Origin of the sequence: Microbulbifer sp. THAF38, from assembly GCF_009363535.1 — a bacterium.
In the GTDB taxonomy this organism is placed as follows: Bacteria; Pseudomonadota; Gammaproteobacteria; order Pseudomonadales; family Cellvibrionaceae; genus Microbulbifer.
This window is the reverse complement of the sequence record NZ_CP045369.1, coordinates 3,755,323-3,773,682: the sequence shown is the minus strand read 5'-3', so window position 1 is coordinate 3,773,682 and position 18,360 is coordinate 3,755,323. Positions and strand designations below refer to the sequence as shown.

At 49.5% G+C, this 18,360-nt stretch carries 17 protein-coding genes, 1 tRNA gene and 1 pseudogene; 18 read left to right on the top strand and 1 reads right to left on the bottom strand.

Annotated elements, in window-relative coordinates:
* Positions 1 to 14: 14 nt before the first annotated feature.
* The 3 genes from pntB to FIU95_RS16350 all read left to right on the top strand — a co-directional run bounded on the left by pntB (position 15) and on the right by FIU95_RS16350 (position 3,638).
* Entirely contained in the window at positions 15 to 1,406 is a 1,392-nt protein-coding gene (pntB, locus tag FIU95_RS16360; RefSeq protein WP_152454776.1) for a Re/Si-specific NAD(P)(+) transhydrogenase subunit beta, read from the top strand.
* 203 nt (positions 1,407 to 1,609) lie between these two features.
* Complete coding sequence (locus tag FIU95_RS16355; RefSeq protein WP_152454775.1) at positions 1,610 to 3,256, top strand: S41 family peptidase; 1,647 nt, start codon at positions 1,610 to 1,612, stop codon at positions 3,254 to 3,256.
* A gap of 1 nt (position 3,257) precedes the next feature.
* Positions 3,258 to 3,638, top strand: coding sequence for a hypothetical protein (locus tag FIU95_RS16350; RefSeq protein ID WP_152454774.1), 381 nt, complete (start codon positions 3,258 to 3,260; stop codon positions 3,636 to 3,638).
* A gap of 43 nt (positions 3,639 to 3,681) precedes the next feature.
* Here FIU95_RS16350 and yhbY read toward each other — a convergent pair whose 3' ends face one another.
* Positions 3,682 to 3,984, bottom strand: a complete 303-nt coding sequence (gene yhbY, locus FIU95_RS16345) for a ribosome assembly RNA-binding protein YhbY (RefSeq protein ID WP_152454773.1) — start codon at positions 3,982 to 3,984, stop codon at positions 3,682 to 3,684.
* A 151-nt stretch (positions 3,985 to 4,135) separates the two neighbouring features.
* On the opposite strand from yhbY, the gene rlmE reads away from it, so the two are divergent.
* The 15 genes and pseudogenes from rlmE to FIU95_RS21560 all read left to right on the top strand — a co-directional run bounded on the left by rlmE (position 4,136) and on the right by FIU95_RS21560 (position 17,776).
* Positions 4,136 to 4,759, top strand: a complete 624-nt coding sequence (gene rlmE / locus FIU95_RS16340) for a 23S rRNA (uridine(2552)-2'-O)-methyltransferase RlmE (RefSeq protein WP_152454772.1) — start codon at positions 4,136 to 4,138, stop codon at positions 4,757 to 4,759.
* A gap of 174 nt (positions 4,760 to 4,933) precedes the next feature.
* Positions 4,934 to 6,862 carry an ATP-dependent zinc metalloprotease FtsH gene (ftsH, locus tag FIU95_RS16335; RefSeq protein WP_152454771.1) on the top strand — a complete coding sequence of 643 codons (1,929 nt, stop codon included), beginning with the start codon at positions 4,934 to 4,936 and terminating at the stop codon, positions 6,860 to 6,862.
* A gap of 93 nt (positions 6,863 to 6,955) precedes the next feature.
* Positions 6,956 to 7,804 (top strand): dihydropteroate synthase, encoded by an 849-nt coding sequence (gene folP, locus FIU95_RS16330; protein WP_152454770.1) that lies wholly within the window; start codon positions 6,956 to 6,958, stop codon positions 7,802 to 7,804.
* 93 nt (positions 7,805 to 7,897) lie between these two features.
* The gene (gene glmM / locus FIU95_RS16325) at positions 7,898 to 9,250 is read left to right on the top strand and encodes a phosphoglucosamine mutase (protein ID WP_152454769.1); all 1,353 of its coding nucleotides are present in this window, start codon (positions 7,898 to 7,900) and stop codon (positions 9,248 to 9,250) included.
* Between the two features lie 127 nt (positions 9,251 to 9,377).
* A complete protein-coding gene (gene tpiA / locus FIU95_RS16320; RefSeq protein ID WP_152454768.1) occupies positions 9,378 to 10,112 on the top strand; it encodes a triose-phosphate isomerase in 735 nt (244 codons plus the stop codon).
* Between the two features lie 68 nt (positions 10,113 to 10,180).
* Positions 10,181 to 10,618 carry a preprotein translocase subunit SecG gene (gene secG, locus FIU95_RS16315; RefSeq protein ID WP_152454767.1) on the top strand — a complete coding sequence of 146 codons (438 nt, stop codon included), beginning with the start codon at positions 10,181 to 10,183 and terminating at the stop codon, positions 10,616 to 10,618.
* A 7-nt stretch (positions 10,619 to 10,625) separates the two neighbouring features.
* Positions 10,626 to 10,711 (top strand) — tRNA-Leu (locus FIU95_RS16310).
* A gap of 246 nt (positions 10,712 to 10,957) precedes the next feature.
* Positions 10,958 to 11,131 (top strand): Arm DNA-binding domain-containing protein, encoded by a 174-nt coding sequence (locus FIU95_RS21820; protein ID WP_216646263.1) that lies wholly within the window; start codon positions 10,958 to 10,960, stop codon positions 11,129 to 11,131.
* A 27-nt stretch (positions 11,132 to 11,158) separates the two neighbouring features.
* Positions 11,159 to 12,112 (top strand): tyrosine-type recombinase/integrase, encoded by a 954-nt coding sequence (locus FIU95_RS16305; RefSeq protein ID WP_216646365.1) that lies wholly within the window; start codon positions 11,159 to 11,161, stop codon positions 12,110 to 12,112.
* Positions 12,113 to 12,194: 82 nt separating this feature from the next.
* Entirely contained in the window at positions 12,195 to 12,764 is a 570-nt protein-coding gene (locus tag FIU95_RS16300) for a hypothetical protein (protein ID WP_152454766.1), read from the top strand.
* A 93-nt stretch (positions 12,765 to 12,857) separates the two neighbouring features.
* Positions 12,858 to 13,409, top strand: a complete 552-nt coding sequence (locus tag FIU95_RS16295) for a hypothetical protein (RefSeq protein ID WP_152454765.1) — start codon at positions 12,858 to 12,860, stop codon at positions 13,407 to 13,409.
* Positions 13,410 to 13,562: 153 nt separating this feature from the next.
* Positions 13,563 to 13,811: a helix-turn-helix transcriptional regulator gene (locus FIU95_RS16290; RefSeq protein WP_371416934.1), complete on the top strand. Its 249-nt coding sequence runs from the start codon at positions 13,563 to 13,565 to the stop codon at positions 13,809 to 13,811.
* Positions 13,811 to 14,299, top strand: coding sequence for a hypothetical protein (locus FIU95_RS16285; protein ID WP_152454764.1), 489 nt, complete (start codon positions 13,811 to 13,813; stop codon positions 14,297 to 14,299). The genes FIU95_RS16290 and FIU95_RS16285 overlap by 1 nt, the downstream gene beginning before the upstream one ends.
* Entirely contained in the window at positions 14,289 to 14,729 is a 441-nt protein-coding gene (locus FIU95_RS16280; RefSeq protein WP_152454763.1) for a hypothetical protein, read from the top strand. Before FIU95_RS16285 ends, FIU95_RS16280 begins: the two co-directional genes overlap by 11 nt.
* Positions 14,730 to 14,959: 230 nt before the next feature.
* Positions 14,960 to 17,776: pseudogene (locus FIU95_RS21560) on the top strand (DUF927 domain-containing protein).
* Positions 17,777 to 18,360: the final 584 nt, after the last annotated feature.

Genomic DNA, 18,360 nt, shown 5'->3' with positions numbered 1-18,360 from the left:
AAAGGAGATAAGTGATGAACGGTATGATTGCAATGGCTTATCTTTTTTCCGCAGTAATGTTTATTTTGAGTCTGGGCGGTTTGTCCAGCCATGAAACTGCGCGGCGTGGAAATATCTACGGCATGGTCGGTATGGCGGTTGCCATAATTGCTACCATTGCCGGTATTACCTCCGGTGCCTATTGGATGGTCATCATTGCCATGGTGGTTGGTGCTGCAATAGGCCTATCCTTGGCGAAACGCGTGGCTATGACCCAGATGCCTCAAATGGTGGCACTGCTGCATAGCTTCGTGGGCTTGGCTGCAGTACTCATTGGTTGGGGTGGATTTCTTGATCCCCGAGTGAATTTGCATGGCTCAGCGCATGTTGTACACAGCACCGAAATTTACCTCGGCGTTTTTATTGGGGCCATTACGTTAACGGGTTCTTTAGTCGCTTTCTGTAAGTTGCAGGGACTGGTTTCCGGTAAGCCGCTGATGTTGCCGGCCCGCCACTGGCTTAACCTGATTGCTATTCTGGCCTGTATTGTATTGGGTGTGCTCTTTGTGCCTGCGCAAGTAAATGCGGCCACGGTTCTCAATTTGTTAGTAATGACAGCTATTGCGTTATTGCTCGGCATTCACCTGGTGGCTGCAATTGGCGGTGCCGATATGCCGGTGGTTATCTCAATGCTGAATAGCTACTCAGGATGGGCCGCGGCGGCAACCGGGTTTATGCTGGGTAACGATCTGCTTATTGTAGTGGGTGCACTGGTCGGTTCTTCTGGTGCGATCCTCAGCTATATCATGTGTCGTGGCATGAACCGCTCTTTTATCAGCGTGATTCTCGGTGGTTTCGGCTCCGACGGTGGGGAAGTCTCCGATGAGGAGGTTGATGGTGAGGCTATTGCTATTGACCAGCAGGAGCTGGCCGATGATCTCAAGGCTGCGGATAGTATTATCATTGTGCCTGGATTCGGAATGGCTGTTGCCCATGCCCAACAAGCGGTCAGTGACCTGACCGATCGCCTGCGCGGCATGGGTAAAACGGTGCGTTTTGGTATCCATCCTGTTGCGGGACGGCTGCCAGGCCATATGAATGTCTTGTTAGCCGAAGCCAACGTGCCTTACGACATTGTTCTGGAGATGGATGAAATCAATCCCGACTTTCCCAGTACAGACCTGGTACTGGTGATCGGAGCCAATGACACGGTTAACCCCGATGCCGTAGAAAAACCGGGCTCGCCAATTGCCGGAATGCCAGTACTGGAGGTTTGGAAAGCGCGTAGAGTAGTGGTGCTTAAACGTTCCATGGCTTCCGGTTATGCCGGTGTGGCAAATCCCCTTTTCTATAAGGAAAACGCGCGTATGCTATTTGGCGATGCCAAAGATAGTTTGCAGGGTGTACTTGGTAAAGTGTGCGACTGATTAAATAATACCTGACGATGAATTGTCAGGTAGCTTCGTTCGGGCTTGGGGCGTTGGTGCCAGATTGGCATTAAACACTCCAGGCCCGTTTGTTTTTCGGTAGGCATAATTCTTTTCAAGCTTAATTGACTGTCGCTCGCCTTTGTCAATAGTGATAATCTCCCGGCCTTTACAGTTTTTAATAAAATTAAAGGAGTTGGGGGATGGGGACCCATTTTCGTGAGCTTGTCATTCGGGGATTGATTGCGCTTAGTGTGTTCAGCTTGGCTGCATGCGGTGGCGGTGGCGGTGGCGGTGGCGGTGGCGGTGGCGGTGATACGCCTGAAAGCGCGAATGCGGATGGCGGCTCTGTTGATACCGAGAAGCCGTCTCCAGTTGGAGGTAATTGGATTGAGAATAATTTCCTTTTATCCTCAACTTTTATTGGCAGATGTGCTTCTCCAAGAACTGGTACTGATCCAGCAACCGGTTATGAATATGTCGATCAGCTAGGGACGCGAGAAGATGAGAACAACTGGCTTCGCTCAATGAGTAATGAGATCTATCTTTGGTACGATGAAATCACAGATAAGAATCCAGCAAGCTTTGATGACTCATTGGCTTATTTTGATGAGCTAAAAACCTTTGCGAAAACACCTTCCGGTCAGGATAAGGACCGTTTTCACTACACAGTCCCCACTAATGAGTGGCTTTCGCAAACTGAGTCTGGAGTATACGTTGGCTATGGCCTGCAATGGGCGCTTCTGTCGAGTAAGCCGCCGCGAAAAGCGGTCGTTGCCTATCTGGATGAAGAAGATGGAGGAAATCTGCCGGGTATTATTACCAGAGGTGCTGAGGTAATCAGCGTGGATGGTGTCGACTTGGCCAATGGCGAAGATGTAGACACTTTAAACTATGGCATGTGGCCTGAGAATGAAGGTGAATCCCACACCTTTGAAATTAGGCCATTGGGCTCATCTACCATTGAAAAAGTTACTCTTGTTGCCTCGGCATTGAAATCTGACCCTGTTCAGTATGTAAAAGCTGAGGTGACAGACTCTGGTCGTAAAGTAGGCTATATGCTTTTCAATGATCATATTGCAACAGCAGAGGCGGAACTAATTAATGCCGTTACCCAGCTGGAATCTGCTGCAGTTGAAGATTTGGTGCTAGATTTACGCTACAACGGTGGTGGCTATTTGGATATCGCTGCGGAGTTGGCTTATATGATTGCTGGTTCAGCTTCAATTGGCCAACCCTTCGAACGAGCTGAGTTCAATGATAAGCACCCAGAAACAAATCCAATCACGGGTGAGCCAATTGACCCAACTCCGTTTTATACTTCAGCTCTCGGCCTTATAGATGAGTCTTTAAAAGGAGATTCTCTACCTACACTAAATCTTCCACGCGTATTTGTTTTGACCAGTGAAAATACTTGCTCGGCCAGTGAAGCCATTATTAATGGTTTACGTGGAATAGATGTAGAGGTTATTCAGATTGGTGAAACAACTTGTGGTAAGCCCTATGGTTTTTATCCACTGGATAATTGCGGTACTACTTATTTCACAATTCAGTTTTCTGGTGTAAATGCCAAAGGATTTGGCGATTATTCTGATGGCTTTGTACCAAATGGCACCTACGGCACAGAAGCTGATTTGCCAGGTTGTAACATCGGCGATGATTTTAATCATCTACTGGGCGATGTTAACGAGGCGCGTTTTGCTGCGGCTCTTAACTATATTGAAACTGGGGATTGTGGAGAAATTGCCGTGAGTGCATTTTCTGAGTCTGGGGTCAATACACGTATTCCATTATCGAATGCTCAAGTACCAAAGGAAATTTCTCGCAGCAATAGGATAATGGTGAGATAGAATGAAAACTGCAGCCCTGATAGGTTTCTGTTGTCTCGCATTGATATGTCTTGGCTGCGCCTCTCAGTCAAATATTCAAAGTGCCCAGCCGGCGCTGCTAGAAGATACTAGTCCGGAAGTTAGAGAGAAGATTCGAGCCTTGGTATCAGAAGCTATGGGTGGAATTAAAATTACTCTAGGCCCTGATGTATTTTTGGAAAAGAGTCTTTTGGTAGTAGAGAGTGATCGGCAGCATATGGCATTAATTGGCCGAAATATGGCGAAGCCAATCAAGTTCCAGCTGCTTACTGATGGGAAGAGGTGTTGGCTCACTAGATTGTCTAGTGGTGAGTCTTGGGAACTACCTGTATCATGTAAGTTTGCTGCTGATACAGACGGCTGACGGAGTTGACAAGAAGCGGCTAAGGCCGCTTCTTGTCATGTCTTCAACGTAGCAAGTTGGACTTGCGCACATCCGGCTTCTGCGCTGCCCGATAAATCAAAGCAATCTTGCCGATCTCCTGGATTAGCTCCGAGGAGGATTTCTCACAGAGCTCCCCCACAACCTGGTGGCGGACTTCACGGTCGGCGATCATTAGCTTCACCTTGATCAGCTCGTGATCCTCCAGTGCACGTTCCAGTTCTTCCATCACGCCCTCGCTGAGCCCATTGCCCGCTACGGTCACGACAGGTTTGAGATTGTGACCGAGAGAGCGAAGTGCTTTTTTGCGGTCGGCGGTTAAAGGCATACAATACTCCATTACCACTTTGTGGATATCGATATGGGAGCGGCAAGTTAGCCGTGATCGTAGCCAACACTTATTAGTTGTTCGGCGTGTTCGATCGCGGCCTATGGTCGCTCTTACAATTAAGCTGTAGTGATTGTAGGCATTGTACCCGATGGGCCGATCTAAGAGCAGCCACCGCTGGCTGCGTGAACATTTTAATGACCATTACGTCAAACAGTCCCAGAAAGAGGGCTATCGCTCCCGTGCCAGCTATAAGCTGCAGGAGTTGCAGGATAAGGACCGTCTGTTTAAGCCGGGCATGACCGTGGTCGATCTGGGCGCAGCACCGGGAGGCTGGTCTCAGGTGGCGATGGAGCTGGTAGGGCACAAAGGCCGGGTTTTGGCGTCTGATATCTTGCCGATGGACCCCCTGGCCGGTGTGGACTTTGTGCAAGGTGACTTCACTGAGGAGTCAGTGCTAAATGCGTTGTTGCAACATCTTGGCGATGAGATGGCAGACCTTGTGATTTCCGATATGGCCCCCAATATGAGTGGGATACGCGATGTTGATCAGCCCGCCTCCATGTATTTGGTAGAGCTGGCGGTAGACATGGCCCGGCAGGTTTTAAAGCCCGGCGGTGCCTTTGTGGCCAAAGTCTTCCAGGGCGAAGGGTTCGACGAGCTGATCCGCGACTTGCGCGCGAGCTACAACAGTGTTGTGACTCGTAAGCCTGGCGCCTCCAGGCCTCGCTCTCGCGAAGTCTACCTGGTGGCCAGGGGCTTTAAGGGCAATTAGGTGCGAAGGCGTATTTCTAGTCTGTCGGCTGGATATGGTATAAGCATTATTCCATAAGGCGGCAGGGCTGTTGTCTCCTACACCTATACTGACTTGATGGGTATAGATAGGATCGGCACAGCAAAATGAACGGATTTTGAGTGCGAAAGCGAGAGGGCTATCCCTTTGAATGATATGGCAAAGAACCTGGTACTGTGGTTGATCATCGCGGCAGTGCTGCTGATGGTATTTCAGAACTTTAAGCCGCAGACACGGGATGAGGCTCTCAGCTATTCCGACTTTGTTCAGGATGTGCAGTCGGGACAGGTGAAAAGTGTCGTTGTGGACGGTCTGGTGATCACTGGCGAAAAAGCCGATGGCAGTCGCTTCAAGACTATCCAGCCACAGATTATTGACGATGAGCTCACTAATGAGCTGGTCCGCAGTAATACCCAGTTCGTTGGCCGTGAACCTGAGTCCCCCAGTATCTGGCAGCAGCTGCTGGTAGCGAGCTTCCCGATCCTCATTATTATTGCCGTCTTTATGTTTTTCATGCGCCAGATGCAGGGCGGTGCTGGTGGTCGCTCCGGGCCTATGGCCTTTGGCAAGAGCAAGGCGCGCCTGCTGGGCGAAGACCAGATCAAAACCACTTTCGCCGATGTAGCCGGTGTGGATGAAGCAAAGGAAGAGGTACAGGAGCTGGTAGAGTTCCTGCGTGATCCCACCAAGTTCCAGCGCCTAGGGGGGAATATCCCTCGTGGTGTACTGATGTGTGGTCCTCCCGGAACCGGTAAGACCCTGCTGGCTAAGGCCATTGCCGGTGAGGCAAAGGTACCTTTCTTCTCTATTTCAGGTTCCGACTTCGTAGAAATGTTTGTCGGCGTGGGTGCTTCTCGCGTGCGTGACATGTTCGATCAGGCCAAGAAGCAAGCTCCCTGCATTATCTTTATTGATGAAATCGACGCTGTAGGCCGTCACCGTGGCGCCGGAGTTGGCGGTGGTCATGACGAGCGTGAACAGACCCTCAACCAGCTACTAGTAGAGATGGATGGCTTTGAAGGCAGTGAAGGGGTGATCGTGATCGCCGCCACTAACCGCCCGGATGTGCTCGATCACGCCTTACTACGCCCGGGTCGCTTCGACCGTCAGGTGTTTGTCGGCCTACCGGATATCCGTGGGCGCGAGCAGATTTTGACAGTGCATATGCGCAAGGTCCCGCTGGATGACAAGGTTAATGCCCAGACCATTGCTCGGGGCACGCCAGGTTTCTCCGGTGCCGATTTGGCCAACCTGGTCAATGAAGCTGCATTGTTTGCAGCCCGTGCCAACAAACGTACGGTGACCATGGAAGAGTTTGAACGCGCCCGTGACAAGATCATGATGGGTGCTGAGCGTAAGTCCATGGTGATGAATGAGAAGGAAAAGGTGAATACCGCTTATCACGAGGCTGGCCACGCGATTATTGGCCGCCTGGTGCCTGAGCATGACCCGGTACACAAGGTTACCATTATCCCTCGTGGCCGGGCTCTGGGGGTCACCCAGTTCTTGCCTGAGGAGGATAAGTACAGCCTTTCCAAACGTGCGATTGAATCCCAGTTGTGTTCACTGTTTGGTGGTCGTATTGCTGAAGAGATGACTCTGGGTATAGATGGTGTGACAACTGGTGCGTCCAACGATATCGAGCGTGCTACCGACCTGGCACGTAGTATGGTGACCAAATGGGGACTTTCTGAAAAGCTAGGCCCCTTACACTATGGGGAAGATGAGAGTAGTCAGCCGGGGCAAGGTAACCCGGTTTCCGGCAAGACCTCTAATGATATCGATGAGGAAGTTCGCCGTATCATTGATAGCTGCTACGAGCGTGCTAGTCAGTTGCTGGAGGAAAACCGCGATATTCTCGAGGCAATGAAAGATGCCTTAATGGAATACGAAACCTTGGATGCGGAACAGGTGGACGACCTGATGGCTCGCCGCAAGGTGCGCCCACCTAAAGACTGGGAAGACAATAACTTCGGCTCCGGTGGCAACAGTTCTACCGATGAAACGGATAAAACCGATACTTCTGAAGCTTCCACCGAGGCTGACAAAAGTAACTCGGTTGGTGGCCCGTTAAACGAGCACTGATTCTCAGCAAAAGTTCAAAGGACATAAACGGAATGTAGATCGGGATGGCGTCAATCCAACCCGATTCGACATTCCGTTTTTTTATCTCTGTATATGAAAATTACCTGTGGAAAACACATCCTGGATCTCTCCTCACCTGTGGTGATGGGGGTTCTAAATACCACCCCTGATTCCTTTTCCGATGGCGGTAGTTACTATCAGGCCGGGATGCTAGATCTATCCCTTGTCTTGCGTCGGGCCGAGCAAATGCTATTAGAGGGAGCCGCAATTATTGATGTAGGCGGTGAGTCCACTCGCCCCGGAGCCGATCCCGTTTCCGAGCAGGAGGAGCTCGACAGGGTACTGCCTGTAGTGGATGCTATTTGCGCTAGGCTGGATGTTGTCGTCTCGGTTGATACCAGTACACCAGCGGTTATGCGTGAAGCTGCTGTAGTGGGCGCAGGGCTTATTAATGATGTTCGCGCGCTAGAGCGAGATGGGGCTCTTGAGGCTGCTGCTCAAACAGGTCTGCCAGTATGCCTGATGCATATGCAGGGACAGCCCAATACTATGCAAAGCGCTCCCGCTTATGGAGATGTCGTTTCTGAAGTCGCAAATTACCTGGCAGGGCGCATTGAGGCCTGCGAGGCCGCGGGTATTAGCCGAGAACACCTCCTATTGGATCCAGGTTTTGGTTTTGGGAAGACTGACGCCCATAATCTTGCTCTCTTGAGGGCTTTATCCCAACTGGGACCAGCGGAAACTCCTATACTGGCTGGCTTATCACGCAAGTCTATGATCGGGCGTCTTTTGCAGCGAGAGGTAGAGGATCGACTGCCTGGCAGTTTGGCACTGGCTATGCTGGCAGCCCAACGAGGGGCAAAGATCTTACGGGTGCACGACGTTGCTGAAACGGTAGATGTTTTGCGTTTGCAGCAAATCATTGATGGTTTTAACGCTTAACTCTCACAATCTTTAACGATTTCAAGTTGTGGGGGCAATCTGTCCTATACCAGTCAAATAATGCGGTGCAACTAACGTCTATAGAGAAAAGATATGGAAAGAAAGTACTTTGGCACTGACGGAATTCGTGGTCATGTGGGAGAGGGGGTGATTACCCCAGACTTTATGCTGCGGTTGGGATACGCCACCGGTAAAGTGCTAGGGAAAATGTCTGCGGGAAAACGGTCCAATCGCCCCTACATTTTAATTGGCAAGGACACTCGGGTTTCCGGTTATATGTTTGAAGCGGCCCTGGAGGCGGGGTTGATCTATTCTGGAGTCGATGTGGGTTTGCTTGGCCCCATGCCTACCCCCGCTATTGCCTACCTCACCCGCACTTTCCATGCCCGAGCGGGAATTGTTATTAGTGCCTCGCATAATCCTTTCCATGATAACGGCATCAAGTTCTTCTGTGGTGAAGGTTATAAACTTCCCGATGAAGTAGAGCGCGAGATCGAAGCCGCTCTAGAGCTTCCGATGGAAGCGGCTGAAAACCTTGGCAAGGCTTATCGAGTCGATGATGCTGCCTCACGCTATATCGAATTTAGCAAAGCGTCGACACCCTGGAACTTCTCCCTGGGTGGGTTGAAGGTTGTCCTTGATTGTGCAAATGGGGCCACTTATCACATAGCGCCGAAGGTCTTTCGTGAGTTGGGGGCGGAAGTTACAGCCCTGAGCGCAAGCCCCGACGGACTGAATATCAACCTGGAGTGCGGTTCCACCAAACCCAAGCAGCTACAGCGCGCGGTAGTGGAGCAGGATGCAGACTTGGGGATTGCCTTTGATGGTGATGGCGACAGAGTCTTGTTTGTTGACCGCAACGGTGAGCTTGTCGATGGTGACCAACTGCTCTTTATCATTGGCTTGTATCAACAGGAGCATCTCGGCGGATGTAAAGGCATTGTCGGCACCCTGATGAGCAACTATGGCTTTGAGCTGGCTTTGCGCGAGCGCAATATCCCGTTTGAACGCGCTAAAGTTGGCGACCGCTATGTGCTCGAAAAAATGAAGGCAAATGGCTGGATGCTGGGTGGCGAGTCTTCCGGTCATATTATCTGTGCCGATGCCTCCACAACAGGAGATGGTATTGTTGCTGCTCTCCAGGTACTTCGTGCCCTTTCAGAGTTTGATCAACCACTGCACCAACTCAAGGCGCGTATGCAGATGCTTCCCCAGCACATGATCAATGTGCGACTTGGGCATCGCGATGGTATACTCGATCACCCAGAGGTGGTGGCCGCAGTCAGTGATGCGGAGCTTCAGCTCGCTGAGAATGGACGCGTGTTATTGCGCCCCTCTGGCACGGAGCCCCTGATTCGCGTGATGGTGGAAGGTCGTGATAGCACTCAAGTAGAGCAGCTGGCACAGCAAATTTCCTCTGTAGTGCAAAGGGTTGGGGGCGGCTGAGCCCTTTATTCGGGTCGCCTTTGCTGTGTTCTATAGGGCGCCACCAGAGACTTAAACAAACTCGTATATTTTTGGTTGTATGTTGGCGGCAATGTCGCTAAGATTTGCGCCCCTTGAAGGAGCACACATGCGAATACCGCTGGTAGCAGCAAACTGGAAAATGAACGGCAGTAAAGCATTTGCCGAGCGTTTTTTTTCTGACTTCGACTTGCAGGCTATTGCTGCTCAGGTTGTTGTATGTCCACCGTTTCCTTATATCCCCTTGGTTTCCCAGGTTGGAGAGAATAAGGAGCGCTTTAGCGTCGGTGCGCAAAACCTCAGTCAGGAGTCCAGTGGTGCTTACACCGGTGAAATATCTGCTGAAATGTTGCTCGACTGGAATGTCCGCTATGTCATTGTCGGGCATTCCGAACGCCGCAGTCTCTATAGGGAGACAAGCGAGCTGGTAGCCAAGAAATTTGTGGCTGCTCAAGAGGCGGGTTTGATTCCGATCCTCTGTGTGGGGGAAACCTTGCAAGAGCGCGAGCAAGGGCAAACTCTCGAGGTAGTCGCAGACCAGCTTAAAGCTGTCGGCGATATCACAGAGAGTGATGTCTGGAAGCGTTCGGTTGTGGCCTATGAACCAGTTTGGGCCATTGGCACCGGTGAGACCGCAACTCCTGAAGAGGCTCAGGACGTCCACCAGTTTATTCGAGGAGAACTCGGAGATGTGGGCGATGAAGTACAGATTTTATATGGCGGTAGTGTAAAATCCGCTAATGCCAGCGCGTTATTTGCGCAGGCTGATATTGACGGCGCCCTTGTGGGTGGCGCTTCGCTTGATGCGAAAGAGTTCGCCGCAATTTGTCGCGCTGCTGGATAATATTCAGCGAGCGAATTAGGGAATACTGAAAACGGGTTAGTATAACCCCGGCAGAGAGTTTCCAGAAAATGGAAAAAATTGTTTTAGGTATACATGTTCTGGTTGCATTAGGTATCATTGGCCTGATTTTATTGCAGCAGGGTAAAGGTGCTGAGGCTGGTGCTTCCTTTGGTGCAGGAGCTTCTCAGACTGTTTTTGGCAGTCAAGGTGGCGGAAATTTCTTTTCCCGCTTGACAGCAATTTTGGCGACGGTATTCTTCGTCACCAGTTTGGGGCTGGCCTTCCTGGCTCGCCAAAACGCAGATGCCAACATCGATCCTAATTTGCCGCAAGTACCTGCTGCAGTAGAGCAAGTTGGACCGGCCAATGAGTTGCCACAAATCGAAAGCGATATACCGCAACTTGAAACAGATCTGGAAGCCGGTGATGTTCCTCAGGCTCCAGCAGAAAGCGGCGAATCTCAAGAGCCAGCCGCTGGTCAGGATGGTGACGAGGAACAACAGTAAAATTTTAGCCCAGGTGGTGGAATTGGTAGACACGCTATCTTGAGGGGGTAGTGAGCTATGCTCGTGCGGGTTCAAGTCCCGCCCTGGGCACCACATCAAGATCCGAAGAAGTTCGGAATCATCCAGAAAGCCCCGTAAATCGGGGCTTTTTGCTATCTGGAGGGTACACAGCCCTCCGCTCTCGTTCGTTGTCATCCGGTGTTATCTGGTGCTACTTGGTTCAATTTAGAAACTGGTAGCACCACCTTGGCTCTGCCAGATACTCAAATCAAGCAAGTCAAGTAGGCCAAACCAAGCGACAAGGATCAGTGGCTTACGGATGGATAGGGACCGCACCTGTTGATCAAGCCTACTGGCTCTAAGTATTGGCGGCTTAAATATCGATTCCAAGGAAAGCAAAAGACGTTGACCTTGGCCATTTACCCCTCTGTAAGTTTCAAACTGGCGAGGCAAAAAGTAGCTGAAGCAAAACAGCTACTAGCAGAGGACCGTGACCCTTCAGCACAAAAATGAGTTGAGAAGCAGCAAGCCTGAGTTAATATTGACCGGAGTTTTGCTGCTGATGCTGAAGAGTGGTGGAACCACCAGAAAGGAACTTGGACAGAGGACCATGCCAACCGTGTATGGACTAGGCTACAAGATAATACCTTCCCTCGAATTGGCCCAAGGCCCATTGCCGATCTTCAGCTCCAAGATGTAATAACCATTGTCCGCGATATTGAGGAGCGGGATGCTATGGATGTTGCGCAACGGGTTTTACAGGATATTCGCCGCGTTTGTCGCTATGCCGTTCAGGTTGGCAAACTTACTCACAATCCAGCGATTGAGTTAACGGGTATTTTGCGTAGCCGAAAAAGTAATCATCGGGCTTCCCTCCCACGAGAAGAGTTACCTGGTTTCCTGAAAGAGTTAGACCTCTACCAAAAGCGGGGCCGGATATTAACCAAGCTTGCTATTCAGTTACTGATACTCACCTTTGTTAGACCTGGCGAATTGCGTTGTGCACGCTGGGAAGAGTTCGACTTTGAATCTGCTCTATGGCGTATCCCTGGTGATCGTATGAAGATGGGCACGGATCATATTGTGCCGCTGTCTTCACAAGCACTTTCTGCACTTGAAGAGTTGAAGTCTTTAACTGGCCAGTACTCTCTACTTTTTCCCTCTGAGCGCGAAAGGGCCCGGCCCATGTCCGATAACACTATGCGTAAAGCAATTTTTAAAATGGGCTGGGATGGTTCCCAAGAAGGAAGAAGTAAAGCAAACCCCCATGGCTTCCGCGCTACAGCTTCCTCAATCTTAAATGAGACTGGCTTCAATCCTGATGCTATTGAGAGGCAACTCTCCCACATGGAAAGGAATGGGGTACGGGCTGCGTATACCCACCATGCTCGTTATATGGATGAGCGAAAAGAGATGATGCAGTGGTGGGCAAATTATCTTGATGAGATGCGGGGAAGTGGAAAGGTAGTACCGATATTTGCACAGCAAAGTTAGAGCTTTCCTTCGAAGGTTGAATGTTAGGTTGAGGTAATTTTTAACGTAGCTCGCTCATTGTGGGTTCAGTAGGGATACAGTTATGGATGATTCACTACGAATTATTGAGACCGATAAGCTTGTAATGAGTATTGAAACAGCTTTGAAGCAGTTTGAAGGAAATACTCGGGCACCGGAAGAAAACTTGAAAGATTTCCTTGCCCAGCTTAGGAGTCAGATTTCCTTCTCTCTTCAAAGTGAGGGATTAATTGCCAATGAAGAGAAAACAAGCACTTTAGCCCCAAATTCATTTTTCGAGCTTGTTGATCAAGTCAAAAAAGATAATGCAGCGAACGAAATAGACTCGCCTCTTCGGGTGCTACATATACTTGCTACTGGGGCGTGTTTTGAAGCGGCCTTAAAGAATCGTGACTATGAGGAAGCGATACTCTATGCAATGGAGCTTGGGGCGAGTCTTACTCATAGGGCTTCTACTCATTCAAATCCAAAGTTAGGGCGGACTGACTTCGATCCTTTAACCGGCCCATGGCCCAGATTAGAAGATATGTCTCCATCCTCAAAGGCAGGCCGGCTTGCCTCAATAATCCAACAAGGAAGAAAAATTTGGGGTCAGACGGATAGCATCGAAGAGTGGAAAAAAGTGCAGGCCTGACAATTAAAACATTGTAGAGACGCTGTATTTCAACAGGCAGAACGTCTTGGAAATGAGTGGAAACCCGCTGCTTTTGCTACTGACGAAAGCCCTATGAATCTCTTGGAGAGTCAGATAGACCCGAAATTTGTCTTACCTTTTGCTCGAAAGATTAGTCGGCCTTTCCCAGTGTTGGATGAGCGAGTTACAGATGCTGAGATATATTCCCTCTATGCGATCATATGGGCTCATAAGGGCCTTGATTTGCTTGATGCTCTTGAATGTGACGCTCAGCCAATAATGCGAGAAGACAGGAAATGGATCGACCATTGTTTAGCTGAGGCTGAAGGTTTTATTCGCCAGGCCGTAAAATTTCAAGGTGAGCATAAAGCCGGGCAGGTACTTAGCGATGATCAGCGGAGCCGAAGAGAAAAGCGCGATCGGTGGACATCAAGTATTCGAAAGTGGCTATTTGATATTCGTGAAAAGCTTAGCCAAAGCTATGGAACTGCGAACAAAGTTGCATATAAGTATCTTCAAGAAGCTAAGGAGAGGCGAAGATCGGCTGATGGCTCTCAGTGGAAGGATGATGATGCCGCTAAGAAGTTTCTTGAGCAGGAAATCGGTAAAATCCGAAACAACAAGGAATCGTACTGCAATTGGTAATGCTGTCTAATTTATCTTTCTACCGGTAAAAAGATTCTTTGAACCGGTAGAAAGAATCTTTAACCGGTAAGCGGATATCCTGGCTTTCCTTTCATTGATTCAATCTCCTCACCGCCACAGACGTTCACTGTGGTTTATTAAAGGAGATTGAATGTGACCCTCTCAAATACTCACCGCCAAGTGCCAGATGCTGTATCTAGCCTCACGAATGACCCTATTTTGCGCCTACCCGAGGTAGAGCGTCAGACTGGACTCAAGAAGACTTATATCTACGCCCTGGTGAAAAAAGGCGAATTCCCCACCCCTATCAAGCTTGGTGAGCGCGCTAGTGGTTGGCTTTCTTCTGAGGTCTGCCAATGGGTGCAAGATCGAGTTGCTATTTCTCGTGCGGGAGGCAAGTAATGACTCTTCGTGCCTACTCTCCCTACACACACCAGCAAGTAGCTGATTTTGCTCGAAGCTATCGGAAAACAGAAAGCGCTGAGTTTGAGCAGAAAATACTTCTCTCAAATTCAAACCTGAGCCCTAAAGATCAGAAACTCTTCCTCAGCTCTGTCATGGAGACATTTGATAGAGGCTGTTCTATCCCTGGTTATGAGTTGCTTTTATTTCTATGGCCAACGGGTGAGGCAGCATTTCTAGCTGTAGGTTCTGACTCATTTAACCCTATTGTTGATCAGCAACATGGCCGTGCCCATTGGTATCTCTCCTCCCCTAATACAACAGTACTAGGCCTTCCTGATACTGAGGTGGTGAACCTTTACCGCCTTAGAGCAGGTCTCTCTCTGGGAGGTTGGTTAGTTTGGGATGGTATCCAACTCGAATACCACCCATCAGAAGAAGCTGATGCCCTAGCGCTTCGCAATGGAGGGCTTAGAAATGTCAGCTAATATACGTGCCCTCGCCATGCCATATTGCCTAAATTTGCAGCCATGCGGTCGCTACGCACTACTCAATCGAAACTACAAGCCAGTTGGTTTTAGCAGTAGATCATTTGTCTACTATGAAGAATACCCTGTGCTTTTCAATGTCAGAATTACACCCAAAAGAGCAGCAGCAATCTCCCTGAAAGGAGATCCTGATCCGAGGCGAATTATTCTTTATAACGATGGTTGTATCCCTACCGCTGACTCGGAAACCTGGCTTTTTTATCAGGCTAAATTAGCGATCTTGGCACGATTACATCATTACAGTGATGATGAATATCACGCACAGGACAAAGCAAAACGTATCCGTCTGGCCAACTTACGCGATGCAAAACGGTTTACGGAACCTAAGGGCGTAGCGGTTTCCCTACCGCCAAATTTATCACCACGGTAAATAAGACTATTGCCTCTATTCGGGGCGATCTTACCCCCTCTTTAAAAAAAGGGTTACAGGTGTACAGGTGTTACAGCATGGCTGAAAGCTCCGTATTTACTGGCTTTCCGCTGTCACACCTTTCTGTTACCCCAAGAGTGTTACAGCAAAAAGGTGTAACAGGAGTGAGGCCCGCAGTTCTGTTGGAAGCCTTATGGGGCTGGGGTTAAAACTAAATATAAGGAAAGCTAATGGCACGCTTTGATATTAAACGAGTGGCAGACCTCGCCCTTGATCGGGCTGATGAAGTCTTGGCGCACTGGGCTCCAGATGGCTCATATCAGGGAGCTGAATATAATGCTCTTAACCCAACTCGATCTGATAGCAGCAAAGGCTCCTTCTCTGTAAATCGCAACACTGGCGCATGGGCAGATTTTGCAGCGGATGAAAAAGGTGGGGACCTCGTATCGCTGGTTGCCTATCTTGAGAGGGTTAACAATGGAGAGGCAGCGCAAAGGCTTGCTGCTTTTCTGGGGCTCTCTGAAAGGGAGTCTATTCCACCTCGCTCAACCTATAAGTCGAAACCCAAAAAGCCAGCCGGTAACTCCTGGGAAGCCGTATTGCCGGTACCTTTAGAAGCAGAGCAATCTTGCCCAACAACCCATCCCCATAACGGTAAACCCTCTAAAGTTTGGGAGTACCGTGGGCAGTGCGGCTCATTGTTAATGAAGGTGATGCGTTTTTACATTCAGAAAGGCGATGCAAGATCAAAAGACTATCGCCCCTTAACCTATTGCCGGGATTCGAAGGGTCGCAATTCTTGGAGATGGAAGCAGCCGGTAAAAAAGCGGCCACTCTATAAGCTGGATCTATTGGCAAAGCGCTCTAAAGCTCCGGTATTGCTAACCGAGGGTGAAAAGGCTGCGGATGCAGCTGCTAGCCTGCTGCCGGGTTATGTTTGTATGACCTGGCCCGGTGGTAGTAAAGCGCTGGGCAAAGCAGATTTTAAGCCTCTACATGGAAGGGAGGTACTTCTCTGGCCCGACAATGATGCAGCAGGTAAAGACTGTATGCTTAAGCTGGCTGCGATGCTACACACTATGGAGTGTAAGATTTCTATGGTGTGTTTAGAGTCCTTAGGACCTAAGTGGCCAGCTAAAGGCGATGCGGCTGATGTGGAAGCTGCCGGTATTACAAGAGAGCAGCTTTCAGCTTTAATTACAGAAGGAAAGTTTTTAACGTCCTATCAGCCCGTAGCAACGGAACATCAAGCCCAAAATAAGGGAGGAAGTAATAAAGGGGCCGAGTCTGGACAATTTGTAGTAAATGATCGCGGGGTTTTCTTCCCGATTCAGGGGACAGATGATGAGCCTTCACTAATGAGAATCTGTGATCGTCTGGATGTGCTTGCTTTAACTCGTGACCCCAAAGGAAGAAACTGGGGCACCTTGGTTCGATTCCTTGACCCTGATGGCATTGTTAAAGAATGGAATATACCCAGTGAGTATCTAGCAACTGAAGGCGGTGCAGAAGTGCTCAAGCAACTGTATAGCATGGGCCTTCGTGCTGAGGCGGGGCAGCAACCAAGACGCAGAATCGTTCAGTACTTACAAACGGCAAAAAGCCCCAATCGCTATGTCTTGGTGAATAAACTTGGCTGGCATGGCAATGCCTACTTACTACCAAATGAAACCCTGGGAACTCCTGTAGAGCCCCTGTATTTTTACTCCACAAGTCCAGATCTCAATAAAATAAAGTTTAGTGGTGAACTTCAGTAATGGCGTGAGCATATAGCGAGCTATTGTAAGAACAATACCCGGTTGTTATTTGCAGTTTCAGCGGCATTTGCAGGACCCCTATTAAATCTCATTGGTATGGAAACGACTGGCTTTCATTTCTTTGGCGATAGCTCCCAAGGAAAAACGACCTTACTTAAAGTGGCTGCCTCTGTTTATGGTGGGCCTGATTTTGTTCGTACCTGGCGGAGTACTGATAACGCGCTGGAAAGTATTGCAGCCTCCCACTCAGACGGCCTCTTAATTCTCGATGAGATCAGCCAATGCGATCCCCGTATTGTGGGAGATATTGCCTATATGCTGGGAAATGGCACTGGCAAAGCAAGGGCTAATGATCGCGGAGGCGTACGCGGGAATGCGTTTGAATGGAGGCTTGTCTTCCTCTCAACCGGCGAGCGCACTCTTGATCAACAGATGGCTGAAGTGGGTAAGAAAGCAAAAGCCGGGCAAGAAGTGCGATTACTGGCTATTCCCTCAGATACAGGGAGCGGTGCCGGCATCTTTGATGAATTGCATGGGTTTGCCGGGGGGGCTGCGTTATCCCGCTATATGGTTGAGGAAGCGTCCTTATTCCATGGAGTGGCTCTTTATACGTTTATCAGAGAGCTTTGCGCTAGCAACTTGGAAAAGCTGGCAACCCAGATTCGCCGAGAGCTGGTGAACTTTGCTGCAGAGCTGTCTGATGATGTGAGTGGCCAAGTACGCAGGGCAGCAGAGAAGTTTGCTCTCGTTGGTTTTGCCGGAGAGCTGGCTTCCACTGCGGGAATTACAGGCTGGCCTAAAGGCATGGCCATGGAAGCAGCCAAAACCTGTTTTAGCGCTTGGGTATGTGTTGGAAACCTGGAGGACCGGCAGACCTTGGCAGCGCTGAGGCTATTCTTTGATCTCTACGGAGAGTCCCACTTTACCCGCTGGGATCGAGAGGACTTCACGGCTGATGATCACACTGTTCGTACTTTGAAGCGTTGCGGATACCGAAAAACGCTACAGGACAGTAATGCCCTTGAGGGACAGGCATGTTCTGAGACCGTTTACTACGTTTACCCGGCCACCTTCAAAGCAGAGGTTTGCAAAGGGCTAAGTGATCGGAAGGCAAAGCAACTACTGGCCGCCTGTGGTGCTTTGGAGCGTGATGGCAATGGGAAATTCTCGATACCAACGCGCTTGCCGAATAGTGGGCGTAACCCTGAACGGGTGCTAATCATTCGACCTCACTTGATTCCTGTTGAGGATGATGGAGAAAAGGGACTACTTACGAAAAAGGCCGCGTAGCCCATGCCGTTTACAGGTGTTGTAAACGGTGTGCAGCCGTTTACACTCTCCAAATAAGTTGCTGGCTATTTAGTAAACAGTTAGCTTGTAGGGGATAAACCCAAAGCTTGCTGGTGGCTTAAGTTGGCCAATTTCCTAGGGGATTCTATTTGCAGCGTTGCGGACCTGAACATGTGTAGTAGTGTGGTCCGGCCTTTATTACCTTTACTTCATCGCGACCACATTGTAGCCGACAAAATCAATGTCCTGAACTCTCAATGACAGGCATACGGCACATTTGAGTTCCGTGCCGTACTAGTACAAGTTGAAGGAAGTAGTCTTCTTTCAGCTTTGAGATGATGGCTCTAATCTCTTCCCGGCTATAAACAACTGAAAGGCAGCAAAATTGCTTTGTTGACATAAAGCCAATGTTGTAAGTACCGGCTTCAAAAAAACGGTTATAAAGACACACCTGCGTATTTAGTGCAATCCACGGGTGTTAATGGAGCAATGGTGGTTGGCCGACAGATGGATAAAGAGTTACCGGCCCTAGCAAGGCCGACCCGATCGTCTGAGGATATCGTAGTTTAAGAAAATGGATAAAG